Raw genomic sequence first — 15,779 nt, 5'->3', positions numbered from 1 at the left:
GTTGGTCCTCGTGAATCTCACCGTCTGCTTGCTTGTTGGAGTGCACATCCTCAGCAAGCAGACGTTCTAACTAACCGGCTTTGTGAAGTACTGAGACTCTTTCCGGGGCTTGAGGAATCGTTTGGCAAACCTCTAACTGCTGTGAATACAGCACTTGCGGATCATCTCACGAAGCAAGACGTGCTGGCGATTACGCAGAATGACGAGACACGATATTATGATGTGTCAAGCACGCCGTTCTTAGCTGGTGAGGTGACGACGGGCCAGTTGGTGACAGTTACCGATGTGACCGAACGTGAGTCGTATCGGAAATGGCTCGAAGAGAAAACCGAACAGCTTGAAGCCTTGAATCGCGTGGTTCGGCATGACATCCGGAACGATATGGCGGTGATTCTGGGATGGGCCGAAATCCTGGAAGACCATGTCGATGAAGATGGAGAAGAAGCCTTAGAGCGAGTCTTACAGAAGTCCCGGCACGTGATTCAGTTCACTGAGGTTGCTCGTGACTTCGTTGAGTCACTCTCAGAGGATGCGGATGCTGAATTGGAACCAATCGAACTACAGCCGCTTCTGGGTGCGGAACTTGCCGCAGTACGTGATTCGTTCCCGGATGCTCACTTTCAGGTATCGGGTGAACTCTGCGACGTATCAGTACTGGCAAACGAGATGCTCTCCTCGGTCTTCCGGAATATCCTCGAAAATGCGGTTCGACACAACGACAAAGAGACTCCTGAAGTCACGATTAGTTGTGAAGAGGATTCAGACACAGTTCGTGTTCGGATTGCCGATAATGGGCCTGGTATCCCCGATAACCAGAAAGACCAGATCTTCGGGAAGGGGGAAAAAGGATTAGACAGCCCCGGATCTGGGATTGGGTTGTATCTCGTACATCTCTTAACCCAACAATTCGGGGGCAACGTATGGGTGAAGGATAACGATCCTAACGGCTCAGTCTTCGTTGTGGAACTGCCCAAAGTAGAGTGAACTCTGATCGAAGTTTGTTGGGTACCAAATAGGGCCCCGTTAGACGTATGATGCGCCAGATGTTCGGCTCAGAGTAAGAACGGTTCCGGAACGCAACCGGGCGTTCGGATCGTTCTCACGCCGTTTCATTTCCCATCCGATCTCTAATTGTTCTTGCAGTCCGGATCCCGGTCCGTCCGCCGTCGTAACGCGATCCACGACCACCCGATCGTCACACCCGTCGCCGATTTCGGACGCGATCCGTTCGACGTCACGGACGGGTACTGGAGACGGGGATGAACCCGATCAACCGCCGGGAGGGAGTGGCATTCGACATCCACGGACCGGCATCCAGACGGTGATCGACACATCCGGACATGTGACGGCTACGGATCGCCGGGACCGAGATAGCCCCACGCTTGCAGCCGGTCGCCCTCGCCGCTCGTCCAGCGCTCGCCGATGTCGTCCCGGTAGTACATGTTCGGCATCACGATGTCGTCGATGCGGTCGTACGCCTGCTCACGGGCGGCCTGCATCGTGTCACCCGTGCCCGTCACCACGATCGGCATCCCGTTATCGCCGGCCGCGCGCCATTGGCCATCGACCTTCTTCGCGTCCTCGAGATGGATCCCGTCCCGGCTTTCCGTCTCGAAGACCACGGCGGCGTTTCGGGAGTTCTCGTCGTACGTCTGCTCGTCGTCGAACGGGAACGGCGGGAGGACGATCCGCACGCCGATCTGGTAGCCGTTGTGCACCTCCAGTTCGGGGTCGGTCCCGTGTGCGAGATCGTGGAAGAACTCGCCCGTCGAGGACTCGATGGATTCCTCCTGGAGGGCGATCGTCGGGTAGCCGAACCGCGGAGTGAACTCCAGCGGATATATCCCGGTCTCATTGACGATGCAGTTGATGTCGATGCTCCCGACGTACCCTTCGTTGGCGAGCCAGTCTTCGAGTTTGCTGAACGTCTCTTTGAACAGTTTGTTCTGTCCGGCCCAGAACATCGACGTCCCCATCTCGCCGGTCGAGGGACCGATGTTGCCGGGGAACAGCTTCTTGTGCTCGAAGTTGAAGTTGACCTGGTCGATGAACCGATCGCCGTTGAAAAACCCGCAGATGGCGATCTCGACGCCCTCGACCTTTCGCTGGAGCTGGAAGCCCTTCATCCGGTGGCCCCACGCCTTCTTGTAGGCTCGCAGGACGTCGACGACGTCGCTTCCGTCGTCCTCGTTACCGACGTACAGGAGACGCTTGACGTTTTGAACCTCTCCGAGCGGCTTGATCACGTACGGGGCAGGATGTTCCTGGACGTGTTGGATGCCGGCATCGAAGTCGTGAAACACGTGGTGCTCGACGGTGTTTACGCCGTGTTCTTCGAGGACGTCCATCGCGTATCCCCGGTCCTCCTCGAGCCGATCGGTGTTCGGGGTCCCACCGACGACGGCGTGGCCCTCCTCGCGGAGCTCCGCGGCGAGTTGGCCCGTGCCGACGTCCGACCCGACCCAGATGTCGTCGAAGATGATGACGTCGGCCCACTCGACCTCGTCGCGCCAGTCGTCGGTTTTCGGCACGAAGCCGTCGCCGATCTCCCGATCGCTTTCGGACTCGATGTAGTACTTTACGTCGTGACCCTCGCGATGAACCTGCCAGGCGAGATCGGTGATGAGCGCCGCGTCCGCCGAGACGAACAGGAACCGTTCGGATACCATAGCTTGGCCATCACCTAGCAGCGACTTGAAGCCTGCCCCGGGCGAGGTGGTCGGCATATTCGGCCGCGATGGACGCCCAATAGGGAGATATCGCACCCACACGGTGCCCGTCGATCGTCGTCCGGGCCGGGGAGGTGGACAGAGTTAAGGGGCTAACCACCCAATCAGTTTTTGTATATGACCTGGTCCAATGAGGACTGGTGGCCGAACCTGCTACGACTGGATATTCTCGACGACAACGTCTACGGTGGCAGTCCGTATGATGAGGACTTCGAGTACGCCGAGGAATTCCGGACGCTCGACCTCGATGCGGTGAAGGCGGACATCGAGGACGTAATGACGACCTCCAAGGAGTGGTGGCCGGCCGATTACGGCCACTACGGGCCGCTTTTCATCCGGATGGCGTGGCACAGCGCCGGGACGTACCGGACCCTGGACGGTCGCGCCGGGGCGGCCGGCGGCCTGCAGCGACTCCCGCCGGAGAGCAGCTGGCCGGACAACATCAACCTCGACAAGGCTCGGCGGCTGCTCCAGCCGGTCAAACAGAAGTACGGCCGCAAGCTCTCGTGGGGCGACCTGATCGTCCTCGCCGGCAACGTTGCTCTCGAGTCGATGGGCTTCGAGACCTACGGCTTCGCCGGCGGCCGTGTGGACGAGTTCAAATCGAACGAGGCGGTCGAGTGGGGTCCCGAGACGGAATGGGAAACCACCTCCCCCGAGCGCTACAAGGAGGGTGAGGCCGGCAACCTCAAGGATCCGCTTGCGAACACCGTGATGGGGCTCATCTACGTGAACCCTGAGGGCCCGAACGGCGAGCCGGACGTCGAGGGCTCCGCGAAGAACATTCGTGAGGAGTTCGACCGGATGGCGATGAACGACGAGGAGACGGTCGCGCTCATCGCCGGCGGCCACACCTTCGGCAAGGTTCACGGAGCCGACAGCCCCGAAGAGCACCAGGGTCCAGAGCCCGAGGCAGCACCCATCGAGGAGCAGGGACTCGGCTGGAAGCACGACTTCGACGACATCGGCGGGATGATCACGAGCGGCATCGAGGGGCCGTGGACCGACGCGCCGATCCAGTGGGATATGGGCTACATCGACAACCTGCTGGGACACGACTGGACCTCGGTCAAGGGGCCCGGCGGCGCCTGGCAGTGGCACCCCGTCGAGGCGGACGAGATCGAGCACGCCCCGGGCGCGCAGGACTCGTCGAAGACGGAACAGCCGATGATGCTGACGACCGACGTCGCACTGAAACACGACGACGACTACCGGGAGATCCTGAAGCGGTTCCAGGAGAACCCCGACGAGTTCCAGAAGGCGTTCGCGAAGGCGTGGTACAAGCTCATCCACCGCGATATGGGCCCGCCGGAACGGTTCCTCGGCCCGGAGGTTCCCGAGGAGACGATGATCTGGCAGGATCCCGTTCCGGACGCCGACTACGACCTGATCGGCGACGCGGAGGCCGCCGAGCTCAAGGAGGACGTCCTCGACTCGGGGCTCTCCACCCAGCAGCTCGCGAAGACCGCGTGGGCGGCGGCGTCGACCTACCGCGATAGCGACAAGCGCGGTGGCGCGAACGGCGCCCGGATCCGGCTCGAACCCCAGCGGAGCTGGGAGGTCAACGAGCCCGCGGAGCTCGAAACGGTCCTCGAAACCCTCGAGGACGTTCAGGCGGCGTTCAACGAGTCGCGATCGGACGACGTGCGCGTCTCGCTTGCCGACCTGATCGTCCTCGGCGGCAACGCGGCGATCGAGCAGGCGGCGGCCGAGGCCGGCTACGACGTCGAGGTCCCGTTCGAACCGGGCCGCACGGACGCCACCCAGGAGCAGACCGACGTCGAGTCCTTCGAGGTGCTCGAACCGAAGGTCGACGCCGTCCGGAACTACCTCGGCGAGGGCGACTACGACGACCTGTACGACTCGCCCGAGGAACGAATGGTGGACAAGGCGGAGTTGTTGAACCTGTCGGTGCCCGAGCTAACGGCGCTCGTCGGCGGGATGCGCGCCCTGGGCGCGACGTACGACGGTTCTGACCGCGGCGTCCTCACCGATCGGCCGGGCGCGTTGACCAACGACTTCTTCGTGAACCTGCTCGATATGGACTTCGAGTGGGTGCCCGTCGACGAGGACGGGTACGTCTTCGAAATCCGCGACCGCGAGACCGGTGACGTTGTGTGGGAGGCCACCCGCCTGGACCTCATCTTCGGCTCGAACTCCCGACTCCGTGCCGTCGCGGACGTCTACGGAGCCGCGGACGGCGAGGAGAAGCTCGTCGAGGACTTCGTCGCCGCCTGGAGCACGGTCATGCAGCTCGACCGGTTCGACCTGGAGTAACGACGACCCCCGCATAGGGGCACTCCTCGAGTGACCGGCCGCGTCTTCCGCGACCGATCGTTTCTTTGTTTCTCCCGTCGCAGGGCCGAACACGCGTGGAACTCCTCCAGCTTGCGGGCCTGCTCTTTGCTGCGCTCGCGGCCGTGTTGTGGGCCGTTCACAACGTGATCGTCAGGGTCGCGACCCGGACCGGGACCGTCGCCGACACGCTGGCGGTCGTGCTGGCGGTGAACGTCGTCTGTCTCGTCCCGTTCTCGGCGGTCGCCTACTATCCCGACTACGGTCTGACGCCGGTCGCCGCCGCCGCGTTCGCGGCCGCCGGGCTCGCCGGGCTGCTGCTCGGGCGTCTCTGTATGTTTGAGGCGATCACGGCGATCGGCGCCAGCCGGACGACGCCCGTCGTCTCGGCGTCGACGCTGGTCTCGACCGGCCTGGCCGTGTGGTTCCTCGGGGAGACGATCACCACGAGACACCTCATCGGCATTTTGTGTATCGTCTCTGGCATCGCGGTCATCTCCTGGCTAACCGCGGCGGACGCCGGGGGCGACACCTCGCTTCGCGGGATCGGGCTTTCCCTACTGTTTCCGCTTGCAGCCGCGGCGTTCATCGGGATCGAGCCGGTGTTGATCCGCGTCGGACTGACCGCGGGCACGCCGATCCCCGTCGGCCTTTCGGTGATGATCGCGGCGGCAGCCGTCAGCTATCTCGGCGTCCGACGCGTTCGTGACGGGGCGATCTCGCTCCCCCGACACGGCAAAGGCCGCCGCTGGTACGTCTGGGCCGGGCTCTCGAGCTCGGCCGGTCTGATCGCGTACTTCGCCGCGCTGGAGGCCGCGCCGGTGGTGATCGTGATCCCGATCCTCCAGGTCTCGCCGCTCGTCGTGCTCGTCATCTCCGCGGCGTTCCTGCCGCGGCGCGTCGAACGCGTCACGTTCCGGCTCGTCCTGGCGGCGGCCGTGGTCGTGGTCGGCGCCACGCTCGTCTCCCTGTCGGGGTGAGTCGGCTTACTCGTCGACGAGCGTCACGTCCAGCCGCTTCTCGAGCGCCTGAATGACCGATCCGCCCACGTTCGCGCGGGAGGCGCGCCCCTGCTCGACGGCGAGGATGTCGTCCTCCGCAAGCCCGGTCTCCTCGGAGAGCTCCTCGATCGTCAATCCGGCCTCCTGGCGGGCCTGCTCGGCTCGTGCGCCGTAGCCGGAAACGAGATACGGGAGTTGGTCGTCCTCGTAATCAGTGCCGTGTTGTTCCCAGTGGCTGGCATCGCCCTTGCCGGCGTCGTACATCTCAGCTTGCTTGCGTGCGAGTTCCTGTGACCGGCTGGGAGAGTCGCCATCCTGACCGGCATCGCCCGACCCGCTCCCCGATCCCGAATCGGCGCTATCGTCGTGGGGTCGACAGTTCGAGCAGACAAGCAGGGTCGCACCCGCGACCTTCGCCTGTCGGAGGTCGTCAGTCTCTCGTCCGCAGAGCTCGCAGGCGTCGCCGTCGCCGCCGCCGCGTGACGACCCCGTCGAGTATTTGGCCATACCCGGGGTATCGGTCGCAAGGGTTTAAAAGAAACGAGGAATCGGTCGCCGCGACGATCTCGACGACGCTACCGCTCAGGGTGTTGCCGTCGAAGGATTGTGCGTGGGTGCTGTCGTAGGGGACAACACCGTGCATCGGTGTGGCGGGTGTGCCGCCGTACGATGCGTGGGACCGGATTTGAACCGGCGGACCTCTACAGGACAGCGCCCTCAACGCTGCGCCGTTGGCCTGGCTTGGCTACCCACGCGCTCGCGTGTTTTCCGCATTGCCTTCTATCGGAAGGATAGTAAAAGGGCTGTCGATTTTCCGGTTCATCGTGAGACGGGTCCACGCCACGGACGTCCCTGCAGGCGATCGGTTTCGGATCGGCGTTCCCGGAACCGATCGACCGCTCCCGACGATCCACAGGCAGCCCCGATCGGAACGGGAGGTCCTTTCACCGGGGACGCCGTAGGCGTGCGTATGGCCCTTCGAGCTCGCGACCACGTGCCGGCGGTGGCGGGACTGCTGTCGGCTGTCGCGTTGACGATCGTCTTCGCCGCGGTGAGCGGAGCGATCCCGGCGTCGTTCGTGCCGGATCCCGGTTCTGCAGTCGTGTCGGCGTTCACCCACCTCAACGCCGTCATCTCCGTGGCGGCGATCGTGACGATCGCGGCCGGCTGGCGCGCGATACGGAACGGAGACGTCCGTCGGCACCGCACCCTGATGGGGCTGTCCACCGCCCTGTTCGCCACGTTTCTCGTGTGTTACCTCTGGCGGCTCATCCTCGTCGGAACCGCCGAGTTTCCCGGCCCCGAGGTGTACTACCGATACGTCTATCTCCCGTTCCTTGCGGTCCACATCCTGCTGGCGATCGTCTGTATCCCTCTCGTCTGTTACGCGTTGGTCTCCGCGCTGACGCGACCGATCGCGGCGATCCCCGAAACGGCACACCGTCGCGTCGGGCGGGTCGCGGCCCCGTTGTGGATCGTCTCGTTCGCGATGGGCATCGGCGTCTACCTGCTGTTGCACCACGTGTTCTAACCACCGGGGAGAGTCGGTGGTGATCCCCGACGGGACCGTCGGGATGCGGCGTCGTCGTTCCGTGCTACTCCTCGGCGTCGATGTCGCCGAACGCGAGCGCGAACAGGACCGCCACGAACCCGAAGCTGGTGGCGATCGCGAGCAGGTCGCCGCCGGAGAGGGTGACTCCTCCGGACGCCGGCGCCGGCGTGTCCGCCGAGGATCCATCACCGGTTCCGCCGTCACCGGAACCGGATCCCCCACCGCTTCCGCCATCGTCGCTTTCGCCGTCGCCGCTGCCGTCCCCGCTTCCATCGCCGCCCTCGCCGTCGCCACCGGACGGATCGATGAGGTCGTCGTCGGTGCTGCCGACGGCGACGACGCCCTTCATCCCGACGGCCTCGTGGGGGTCACACTGATACCGAAACGTGCCCTCACTCTCGAAGGTGTGCTCGAAGGTGTGACCGCCCTCCTGGATGAGCTCGGACTCGAACGCGCCGTCGGCCTCCGACACGTTGTGCTGGCCGCCCTGGCCGGTCCACTCCCAGACGACCGTGGTGCCGGGATCGACGAGGATCGCCGGTGGGTCGAACAGCAGCCCGTTGCCGGCGCCGACCGAGACCGTCACCTCGTCCTGGCCCGTCAGATCGGCGGTTCCCTCGTAGTTGCTCACGCCCTCGAGCCAGCCGTCGTAGTTCGCCGCCGCCGTCCCGGTCCCGACGGCGAGCCCCGCTGTGGCCGCCGCGGCGCCCGCGCCGAGCCGGAAGAACCCCCGCCGGTCGATGGCCGTCTCGCCGCCGTCCGATATCGGTTCCCGTGGTGAATCGCTTAGTGACATATCTTCAGATCCGTGTTTGAGAGGGAATACCCCGTCGGTCGTTCCCGACGTCTGAGACGGGGTGGCGAACATATTCGGCTGGGAACTCCACAAGTCCGGCGTTCGTAAGCCCGGCGTCAGTCGTCGGCCGGCGGCGTTTCGCCGATCGCCGGTCGTTCGACGTCGCGGTCGGTCGCCTCGTCTTCGACGTCGAAGGGATACTCGCCGGTGACACAGCCCAGACAGAGGTCCTCGTGTCCCGCTCCGAGCGTCTCTGCGATCGCGTCGATGGAGAGGTACGACAGGGAGTCGGCGTCGATCGCCTTGCGGATCTCCTCCGTGGATCGATCGGCCGCGATGAGCTCATCGCGGGTTGCCATATCGATGCCCAGATAACAGGGTGCGATGATCGGCGGCGCACCGATCCGCATATGGACCTCCTCGGCGCCGGCGTCCTTCATCAGATCCACGAGCTGGGTCGAGGTGGTTCCCCGGACGATGGAGTCGTCGATGATCGTGACGGTCTTGCCCTCGACGGTCGACCGGATCGGGTTCAGCTTCAGACGGACCGCCCGCTCGCGTTCGTCCTGCGTCGGCATAATGAACGTTCGGCCGACGTAGCGGTTCTTCATCAGTCCCTCCGCGAAGGCGACTCCGTCGTCGTCCTCCGGCCGCGGGTCGCCGTCGGCGGTCGTTTCGGCGGCGGCGTCGGCGTACCCCGAGGCGAACGCCCGGCCCGAGTCGGGAACGGGCATCACGACGTCCGTCTCCACGCCGGCCTCCTCCCAGAGCTTTCGCCCGAGGGTTCGACGGACCTCGTAGACGAGTTCGTCGTCGATGACCGAGTCGGGGCGCGCGAAGTAGACGTGTTCGAAGAAACAGTGGCCGGTGTGGTCCTCCTCGACGAGCTGGTAGGTGTCATAGCCGGTCCCGTCCGACTCGAGGACGACCAACTCGCCGGGACGGACGTCGCGGACCAGCTCGCCGTCGAGGGTGTCGATCGCCGCCGACTCGGAGGCGAGCACGTAGCCGTCATCCAGCTTCCCGATACACAGCGGCCGGTTCCCCTTCGGGTCCCGAACGCCGAGCACGGTGTCGTCGTGCATGATCGTCAGCGAGTAGGAGCCGTGGATCCGCTCCATCGTCCGTTTGACCGCACGGACGAGGTCGGCGTCAAGGAGGTTCCGCGCGAGGTCGTGGGCGATCACCTCGGTGTCGCCGTCGGAGGTGAACGCGTGTCCCTGGTGGGCCAGGTCGTCGCGGATCTCGGCGGCGTTGACGAGGTTGCCGTTGTGTGAGAGGCCCAGCGATCCGGACTTGAACGAGACCGAGAAGGGCTGGGCACAGCTCTTATCGAGGCTGCCCGCGGTCGGATACCGCACGTGACCGATCCCCGTGGTTCCGGTGAGCGACTCGAGGTCGTCGAGGTCGAAGGCGTCCCCCACGAGCCCCCGTTCGACGTGGCTGTGCTGTTGAAAGCCGTCGTGGGTGACGATCCCCGCAGACTCCTGCCCGCGGTGTTGGAGCGCGTACAGCGCATAATACAGCGGTCGTGCAGCCGGTCGGTCCTCGAGCGCGACGCCGACGACCCCGCACTTCTCGCGCGGGCCCGCGGCGATCCCGTCCCCTCCGGGTTCCATACCGATCGGTGCGGGATCGATTCGTAAAAAGACTCGTGTTTGTGGCGTGATGGCCCCACCAACCGAGGAAGACGATCCTCGATCGTGGATATATGACGATCGATGTTGGTGAATTAATACGAGGGCACGCACTCGTCACAGGGACACGTGGAAGTCGTCATACGCGCTCGCGCGATCGGCGACCGCCGCGAGCAGAGCAGCGACGTCGTCGAGGTCGGTCGTGTCGACCACCTCGACGGGGGTGTGCATATACCGGTTCGGGATCGACACCGTCACCGAGGGGATGCCCGATCGGGAGGTGTAGAAGGCGTCGGCGTCGGTTCCGGTTCGGGTCCCGGCAGCCTGGAGCTGGACGTCGACGTCCGCCTCGTCGGTCGCGGCCGATCGGGCGAGTTCGACGAGAACTGGATGGTTCGCGCTACCGCGAGTAACCACTGGTCCCTCGCCGAGTTCGACCGGACCACGCCGCTTGGCCGAGACGTCGGGCGTGTCGGTGGCGTGGGTGACGTCGACCGCGAGGAACGCGTCCGGGTCGAGGTCGTAGCCGACCATCTTCGCCCCTTGGAGACCGACCTCCTCCTGCACGGTGGAGACCGCATACACCGTCGTGTCGACGTCAGCTGCGACGGCCCGCCGCAGCGCCTCCGCCGCACACCACGTTCCGACCCGATTGTCCATCCCGCGTGCGGCCAGCCGGTCCCCGGCGAGCTCCCGGATCGTGGTCGAGACGGTGACCGGATCGCCGATCTCGACCAGGTCGCGAGCCGCCTCATCGTCGGCCGCCCCGACGTCGACGAACTGTGCGGAGACGTCCTCGTACTCGTCGTTCGACGTCTCCCGCAGGTGGATCGCCGTCTGCCCGATCACGCCCTGGACCGGTTCGTCGGCGTGGATGGTGACGTGTTGCCCCTTCGAGACGGTGCGGTCGGCGCCGCCGACGGAGGCGATCCGAAGGAACCCGTCATCCAGGATATCCCGGACGATGAATCCGATCTCGTCGGCGTGGCCCGCCACCGCGATCTCGGGGCCCTCACCGGACCCCTCGTGGACCGCAACCGCGTTCCCGTAGGCGTCGGTTCGGACCTCATCGGCGAACGTCTCGACGTAGTCGACCCAGACACGCTGTCCATCGGTCTCAAAGCCCGACGGGCTCGGCGTGTTCAACAGCGTCTCGAGGAAATCGCGGCGGCGCTCGTCCATACCGGTCGCTGGACGGGGAGCCGTATCAAACCGACGACTCGACCGACCCACCGCGGGACCGGGTCGGCAGTCAGGGGCGACGCAAACGGTTCGGCAGCCAGGGGCGACGCAAACGGTTCGGCAGCCAGGGGCGACACAAGCGCTTTGGGCGCCCGGACCCGAACCCGGGTATGAACCTCCTTCGGAGCGTCCGCACGGTCGCCGAGGCTTCCGGGACCGGCGTCGTGGATTGGGACCGGGTCGGCAGGGCCGCCAAGGAGGGAACCGACCCAGGATCCCTCGACCTCTCGCCGGCCGACCGCGCGGGCTACGCGAGCGACGTCCGGGACGCTCGCGACCGGCTCGGGTCGGTCGGCGGGATCTCCTTTGCCGTGCCGCCGACGGTCGAGGTACAGAACCGCCACCACTGGATCGACGCCAACGTCGAGACGTTTCGGACCGTAATGGCGCCCGTGGAGTCACACGCCGCCCCGGCGTTCCCGGAGCTGTCTCGGATCGCGAACACCGGGACGATGTCGGTGCTGTTGGCGTTTCTCGCCCGCAACGTGCTCGGCCAGTACGATCCGCTGTTGCTGGCCGACGAGCCGGACGGCGACCACGGGCTCTACTTCGTCCATCCGAACGTGGTGCGCGTGGCCGACGAACTCGACGTCTCCTACCCGCGGTTTCGCCGCTGGATCGCGTTCCACGAGGTCGCCCACGCCGCCGAGTTCGGCGCGGCGCCGTGGCTGCCGGACTACCTCGAATCGCGGATGGAGGACGGGGTGGCCGCGATCGCCGCCGGCGAGCTGGACCGGGACGCGTTCCGCGAGCTCGACGCCGCGATGACGGCCGTGGAAGGCTACGCCGAGCTGCTGATGGATCGGGCCTTCGACGACGCCACGGACGACCTCCGCCGGAAGCTCGATGCCCGCCGGTCGGGCGGCGGACCGATCTCTCGGATTCTCCGGCAGCTTCTCGGACTCGGGCTGAAACGGCGACAGTACGAACGTGGCGTGGCGTTCTTCGATCACGTCGCCGACGAGCGCGGAGTCGCGGCCGCCGCCGCCGTCTGGGACGAGCCGACCGCGCTCCCGACGGACGCCGAGATCGACGACCCCGCGGCGTGGATCCGGCGAGTGAACCCCTGACGATCGCGGGTCGATCCGCGACGGTGCGACCCAGTACCTGGTCCCGACGCTTCCGCCAGCTACCGACGACGTCCGCCCCGACCGCGGCGCCGAGATGGGGTGAAGCCGCTGATCGTTCTGACCACGTACCACAACAGCACGAGCGAGACGAGGAAGCCGCCCCCGAGCGCCGCGAGCAGTTGTGTCGTCGTCGCACCGCCCGCGATCGCCACGCCGCCGGCGGAGGCGGTGACGACGAGTACGAACAGAGCCTTGAGCCAGCCGGTGCCGGCGTCGCGTTCCGACTCGGACGTCGGATCGACCATCAGTCGCGTCCCTCCCGTCCCGGTGACATACGTCCCGTTACGGGCGGACGGGCTTGAACGTCGTGGGTCGATGTCGGAACCGACGGCGTCGCCCCGCTCGGAGTGACCGAAACGATCGAAGCAGTCGAGACGGCCGCCGTTCCGGGTCGCTTTTTTAGCGGGCCGCCGACCGGTACCGTATGGACGACCAACTCCGCGAGCGCGTCGAGGCGGCCGCCGAGGAGGCCGCGCTGTTCAACGCGCTCAAACACGACAGCGATCCCGACGTCGGTGCCATCATGGGGCCGCTCATGGGATCGAACCCCGACTTCCGGCCCCACGGCGACGCGATCCCCGGCGTCATCGCACCGATCGTGAACCGGGTGGCCGAGATGGACGCCGCCGAGCGCCGCGACCGGCTCGAGGCGCTCGCGCCCGAGCTCCTCGACGAACTCGAGGCCGACGACGAGGACGACGACCACGCGCTCCCGGACCTTCCGAACGCCGAGGAGGGCGAGGTCGTAATGCGGGCGGCCCCGAACCCCAACGGACCATGGCATATGGGTCACGCCCGGATGCCTTCGGTGATCGGAACCTACGCCGAGCGGTACGACGGTCGATTCATCTGCCGGTTCGACGACACCGATCCCGAGACGAAGCGCCCCGATCTGGACGCCTACGACGCGATCCTCGAGGACATCGAGTATCTCGGGTTCGAACCCGACGTCGTCCTGAAGGCCTCCGACCGGGTGGAGACCTACTACGAACACGCCCGCGAGCTGATCGACCTGGGCGGCGCCTACACCTGTTCGTGTCCGGCCGCCGAGTTCAGTGACTTGAAGGCGAACGCCGAGGCCTGCCCGCATCGCGGGAAGGACGTCGAAACCGTCCACGAGGAGTTCGACGCGATGGTCGCCGGCGAGTATGATCCCGGGGAGATGGTCCTGCGCGTCAAGACCGACATCGACCACAAGAACCCGGCGCTGCGCGACTGGGTGGCCTTCCGGCAGATCGACACGCCGCATCCCCGCGAAGAGGCCGCCGAGTACCGCTGCTGGCCGATGCTGGATTTCCAGTCCGGCGTCGACGACCACCTGACCGGCGTCACCCACATCATCCGGGGGATCGACCTGCAGGACTCCGCGAAGCGCCAGCGGTTCGTCTACGACTACTTCGACTGGGAGTACCCCGAGGTGCTCCACTGGGGACACGTCCAGCTCGACGAGTACGATGTTCAGATCTCGACGTCGACGATCAAGGAGCTGATCGAGTCCGGCGAGCTGACCGGGTGGGACGACCCCCGTGCGCCGACGATCCGGTCGCTCCGTCGCCGCGGGATCCGCGGGCAGGCGATCGTCGACGCGATGATCGACCTCGGGATGTCGACCTCCGACGTCGACCTGGCGATGTCGTCGGTGTACGCGAACAACCGCGAGCTGATCGACGGCGAGGCGAACCGGTACTTCCTCGTGCGCGACCGCGCTGACGACCCCGCAGTCGAGCTTACGGTGGCTAATGGCCCTGACGCGGGCCACCCGCCGCTCCATCCCGACCACGAGGACCGCGGCACGCGCACCGTCCCCGCAGCGGACGTCCTCCTCGAGGAGTCCGATCTCCCCGCGGACGGCGACCGTGTCTGGCTAAAGGGCTACGGCTGTGTCCGGTACGATGCGGACGGCGAGACCCTCGCGTACGTCGACGACGACATCACGGCCGTTCGCGAGGAGAACGTCCCGGTCGTGCACTGGGTCCCGGCCGAGGAATCCCTTGAGACGATGCTGCGGACGGTCGACGGCGACGTGGTCGGCTACGCCGAACCGGGGGTCGCGGAACTGGAAATCGATGACGTGATCCAGTTCGAACGTGTCGGATTCGTCCGAATCGACGCGTTCGACCCCGACCCCGCGTCGTCGGGCTACGGCCCGATCGGCGAGGAGGACCTGGTCGTCTACTACGCCCACCCGTGAACTACCATCCCCACCCCTGATCGACGGACGAAACTCTCCGTCCCTACTCGAAATACCGTTCCGGAACGACGCCTCGCAGCGACGCGGGCACGTGAGCCGCGAGTGCGGCCGCGATCGCGGGAAGTCGCCGGCGAACCGCCACGTACACCGCGGAGACGCCGAGCAGACCCACCGTCAGCATCTCGAACACGCCGTCGGCGACGAGCAGCACCGGAACCCCCGCGGCGGCCGCGATCGCGAGATCCTCGGGTGATCCGTCATAGCGGATCCACCGCTTGGGGGCGATCCACCGACCACGAACGTGGTCGTAGACGGCCCGGTCATCGCGACCCTCCCAGGGCCGAAGCTCGAGGCCGCCGCCGAGGACGTCCATCAGGCAGTGGGCTGCCGCGGCAGCGAAGCCGACCGCGAGCGCGATGAGCGCTGGCGTCGACGTCACGACCACGTCGGGAAGCGAGACGAATCCCACACGCGCGGTCGGAGCCGGACCCACCCCGCCGAGGGAGACCGTCGCGGCCACGCCGATCGCGAGCGCGACGGCGGCGTACAGCACCGGAAAGTGGAGCGTCCGTCGGTGTCCTTTATAAAGGTCGAGGTCGGGGAACGCACCGCCGACGAGGCCCGCAAGCAGCACGATCCCCGCGATCTCGGGGAACTGCACGGCGATCGGTGCGGCGATCGCCATCCCGACGAGCACGTGGGTCGTCTGCATCATTACGTCCTGATCGAGACGACAGAAGACTATGAACCTGTCGGCGCTTCCCTGTCCACGGGGGAGACGTCCCCGACCGATCGCCGTGAACGGCCACGGGCGCGGTGGCCCGAGGCTTTTACCAGAATTGAGGCGAGAATGCCCCTTCCTCAACGAGCGAACGCAGTGAGCGAGTAGGGAGGGGATGAATCGCCAGAATTGAGGCGAGAATGCCCCTTCCTCAACGAGCGAACGCAGTGAGCGAGTAGGGAGGGGATGAATCGCCGCACGACAGTACAAACCATTAAGCCGAAACATCCCTAACCGAAAGACTGCGATGGAGTACAGTCACCGCTACCCTGCATACCCGACACAAAAGGGAGCGGCTGAACTGGAACATCACATCGACATTCATCGCCAAGCGTACAACTACACCCTGTACGAGTACGAAAACGTCGATGCTGACGACATCGGCTCTGCGTACAAACACCACTACAGACTGCCCGACTGGAAAG

14 protein-coding genes and 1 tRNA gene are annotated in these 15,779 nt (G+C 65.7%); 7 read left to right on the top strand and 8 right to left on the bottom strand.

All coding sequences use genetic code 11. The features are described from left to right. A partial coding sequence (locus BLW38_RS15260; RefSeq protein WP_218143084.1) for a sensor histidine kinase occupies positions 1-984 on the top strand: 984 nt, incomplete at its 5' end. Between the two features lie 365 nt (positions 985-1,349). Here the strand turns inward: BLW38_RS15260 and BLW38_RS15255 are convergent. Then, complete coding sequence (locus BLW38_RS15255) at positions 1,350-2,669, bottom strand: phosphoribosylglycinamide synthetase C domain-containing protein (protein WP_092818049.1); 1,320 nt, start codon at positions 2,667-2,669, stop codon at positions 1,350-1,352. A gap of 177 nt (positions 2,670-2,846) precedes the next feature. Here BLW38_RS15255 and katG point away from each other — a divergent pair, with 177 nt between their 5' ends. Further along, the gene (katG, locus tag BLW38_RS15250) at positions 2,847-5,006 is read left to right on the top strand and encodes a catalase/peroxidase HPI (RefSeq protein ID WP_092818048.1); all 2,160 of its coding nucleotides are present in this window, start codon (positions 2,847-2,849) and stop codon (positions 5,004-5,006) included. A gap of 95 nt (positions 5,007-5,101) precedes the next feature. Then, complete coding sequence (locus BLW38_RS15245; protein ID WP_092818047.1) at positions 5,102-6,004, top strand: EamA family transporter; 903 nt, start codon at positions 5,102-5,104, stop codon at positions 6,002-6,004. A 6-nt stretch (positions 6,005-6,010) separates the two neighbouring features. Here the strand turns inward: BLW38_RS15245 and BLW38_RS15240 are convergent, their stop codons facing one another. Next, a complete protein-coding gene (locus BLW38_RS15240; RefSeq protein ID WP_092818046.1) occupies positions 6,011-6,532 on the bottom strand; it encodes a helix-turn-helix domain-containing protein in 522 nt (173 codons plus the stop codon). A gap of 163 nt (positions 6,533-6,695) precedes the next feature. Then, a tRNA-Leu gene (locus tag BLW38_RS15235) sits at positions 6,696-6,780 on the bottom strand. Positions 6,781-6,995: 215 nt separating this feature from the next. Between BLW38_RS15235 and BLW38_RS15230 the strand changes: the two genes are divergently transcribed. After that, positions 6,996-7,556 carry a DUF420 domain-containing protein gene (locus BLW38_RS15230; RefSeq protein WP_092818045.1) on the top strand — a complete coding sequence of 187 codons (561 nt, stop codon included), beginning with the start codon at positions 6,996-6,998 and terminating at the stop codon, positions 7,554-7,556. 64 nt (positions 7,557-7,620) lie between these two features. Here the strand turns inward: BLW38_RS15230 and BLW38_RS15225 are convergent, their stop codons facing one another. The 3 genes from BLW38_RS15225 to BLW38_RS15215 all read right to left on the bottom strand — a co-directional run bounded on the left by BLW38_RS15225 (position 7,621) and on the right by BLW38_RS15215 (position 11,192). Further along, positions 7,621-8,373 carry a halocyanin domain-containing protein gene (locus tag BLW38_RS15225; RefSeq protein ID WP_092818044.1) on the bottom strand — a complete coding sequence of 251 codons (753 nt, stop codon included), beginning with the start codon at positions 8,371-8,373 and terminating at the stop codon, positions 7,621-7,623. Between the two features lie 116 nt (positions 8,374-8,489). Further along, positions 8,490-9,992 carry an amidophosphoribosyltransferase gene (gene purF / locus BLW38_RS15220; RefSeq protein ID WP_092818043.1) on the bottom strand — a complete coding sequence of 501 codons (1,503 nt, stop codon included), beginning with the start codon at positions 9,990-9,992 and terminating at the stop codon, positions 8,490-8,492. A 135-nt stretch (positions 9,993-10,127) separates the two neighbouring features. Continuing rightward, entirely contained in the window at positions 10,128-11,192 is a 1,065-nt protein-coding gene (locus BLW38_RS15215) for a M20/M25/M40 family metallo-hydrolase (protein WP_092818042.1), read from the bottom strand. 170 nt (positions 11,193-11,362) lie between these two features. On the opposite strand from BLW38_RS15215, the gene BLW38_RS15210 reads away from it, so the two are divergent. Beyond that, complete coding sequence (locus BLW38_RS15210; protein ID WP_092818041.1) at positions 11,363-12,322, top strand: zinc-dependent metalloprotease; 960 nt, start codon at positions 11,363-11,365, stop codon at positions 12,320-12,322. 59 nt (positions 12,323-12,381) lie between these two features. On the opposite strand, the gene BLW38_RS15205 is transcribed toward BLW38_RS15210, so the two are convergent. Beyond that, positions 12,382-12,627 carry a hypothetical protein gene (locus BLW38_RS15205; RefSeq protein WP_092818040.1) on the bottom strand — a complete coding sequence of 82 codons (246 nt, stop codon included), beginning with the start codon at positions 12,625-12,627 and terminating at the stop codon, positions 12,382-12,384. Positions 12,628-12,806: 179 nt separating this feature from the next. On the opposite strand from BLW38_RS15205, the gene BLW38_RS15200 reads away from it, so the two are divergent. Then, complete coding sequence (locus BLW38_RS15200) at positions 12,807-14,573, top strand: glutamate--tRNA ligase (RefSeq protein WP_092818039.1); 1,767 nt, start codon at positions 12,807-12,809, stop codon at positions 14,571-14,573. Positions 14,574-14,616: 43 nt separating this feature from the next. On the opposite strand, the gene BLW38_RS15195 is transcribed toward BLW38_RS15200, so the two are convergent. Beyond that, the gene (locus BLW38_RS15195; protein ID WP_218143083.1) at positions 14,617-15,285 is read right to left on the bottom strand and encodes a metal-dependent hydrolase; all 669 of its coding nucleotides are present in this window, start codon (positions 15,283-15,285) and stop codon (positions 14,617-14,619) included. 316 nt (positions 15,286-15,601) lie between these two features. Between BLW38_RS15195 and BLW38_RS16040 the strand changes: the two genes are divergently transcribed. Continuing rightward, the coding region (locus tag BLW38_RS16040; RefSeq protein WP_177167544.1) for a helix-turn-helix domain-containing protein at positions 15,602-15,779 on the top strand (178 nt) is incomplete at its 3' end.

Origin of the sequence: Halopenitus malekzadehii, assembly GCF_900108505.1 — an archaeon.
Classification (GTDB): Archaea; Halobacteriota; Halobacteria; order Halobacteriales; family Haloferacaceae; genus Halopenitus; species Halopenitus malekzadehii.
This window is presented reverse-complemented; position numbering and strand designations above follow the sequence as displayed.

Bases quoted from the DNA above. Each gene is read 5' to 3' on its own strand.
- BLW38_RS15215 (WP_092818042.1), bottom strand. From the start codon at position 11,192: ATGGACGAGCGCCGCCGCGATTTCCTCGAGACGCTGTTGAACACGCCG.
- purF (WP_092818043.1), bottom strand. From the start codon at position 9,992: ATGGAACCCGGAGGGGACGGGATCGCCGCGGGCCCGCGCGAGAAGTGC.
- BLW38_RS15230 (WP_092818045.1), top strand. From the start codon at position 6,996: ATGGCCCTTCGAGCTCGCGACCACGTGCCGGCGGTGGCGGGACTGCTG.
- BLW38_RS15225 (WP_092818044.1), bottom strand. From the start codon at position 8,373: ATGTCACTAAGCGATTCACCACGGGAACCGATATCGGACGGCGGCGAG.
- katG (WP_092818048.1), top strand. From the start codon at position 2,847: ATGACCTGGTCCAATGAGGACTGGTGGCCGAACCTGCTACGACTGGAT.
- BLW38_RS15195 (WP_218143083.1), bottom strand. From the start codon at position 15,285: ATGCAGACGACCCACGTGCTCGTCGGGATGGCGATCGCCGCACCGATC.
- BLW38_RS15205 (WP_092818040.1), bottom strand. From the start codon at position 12,627: ATGGTCGATCCGACGTCCGAGTCGGAACGCGACGCCGGCACCGGCTGG.
- BLW38_RS15200 (WP_092818039.1), top strand. From the start codon at position 12,807: ATGGACGACCAACTCCGCGAGCGCGTCGAGGCGGCCGCCGAGGAGGCC.
- BLW38_RS15240 (WP_092818046.1), bottom strand. From the start codon at position 6,532: ATGGCCAAATACTCGACGGGGTCGTCACGCGGCGGCGGCGACGGCGAC.
- BLW38_RS15255 (WP_092818049.1), bottom strand. From the start codon at position 2,669: ATGGTATCCGAACGGTTCCTGTTCGTCTCGGCGGACGCGGCGCTCATC.
- BLW38_RS15210 (WP_092818041.1), top strand. From the start codon at position 11,363: ATGAACCTCCTTCGGAGCGTCCGCACGGTCGCCGAGGCTTCCGGGACC.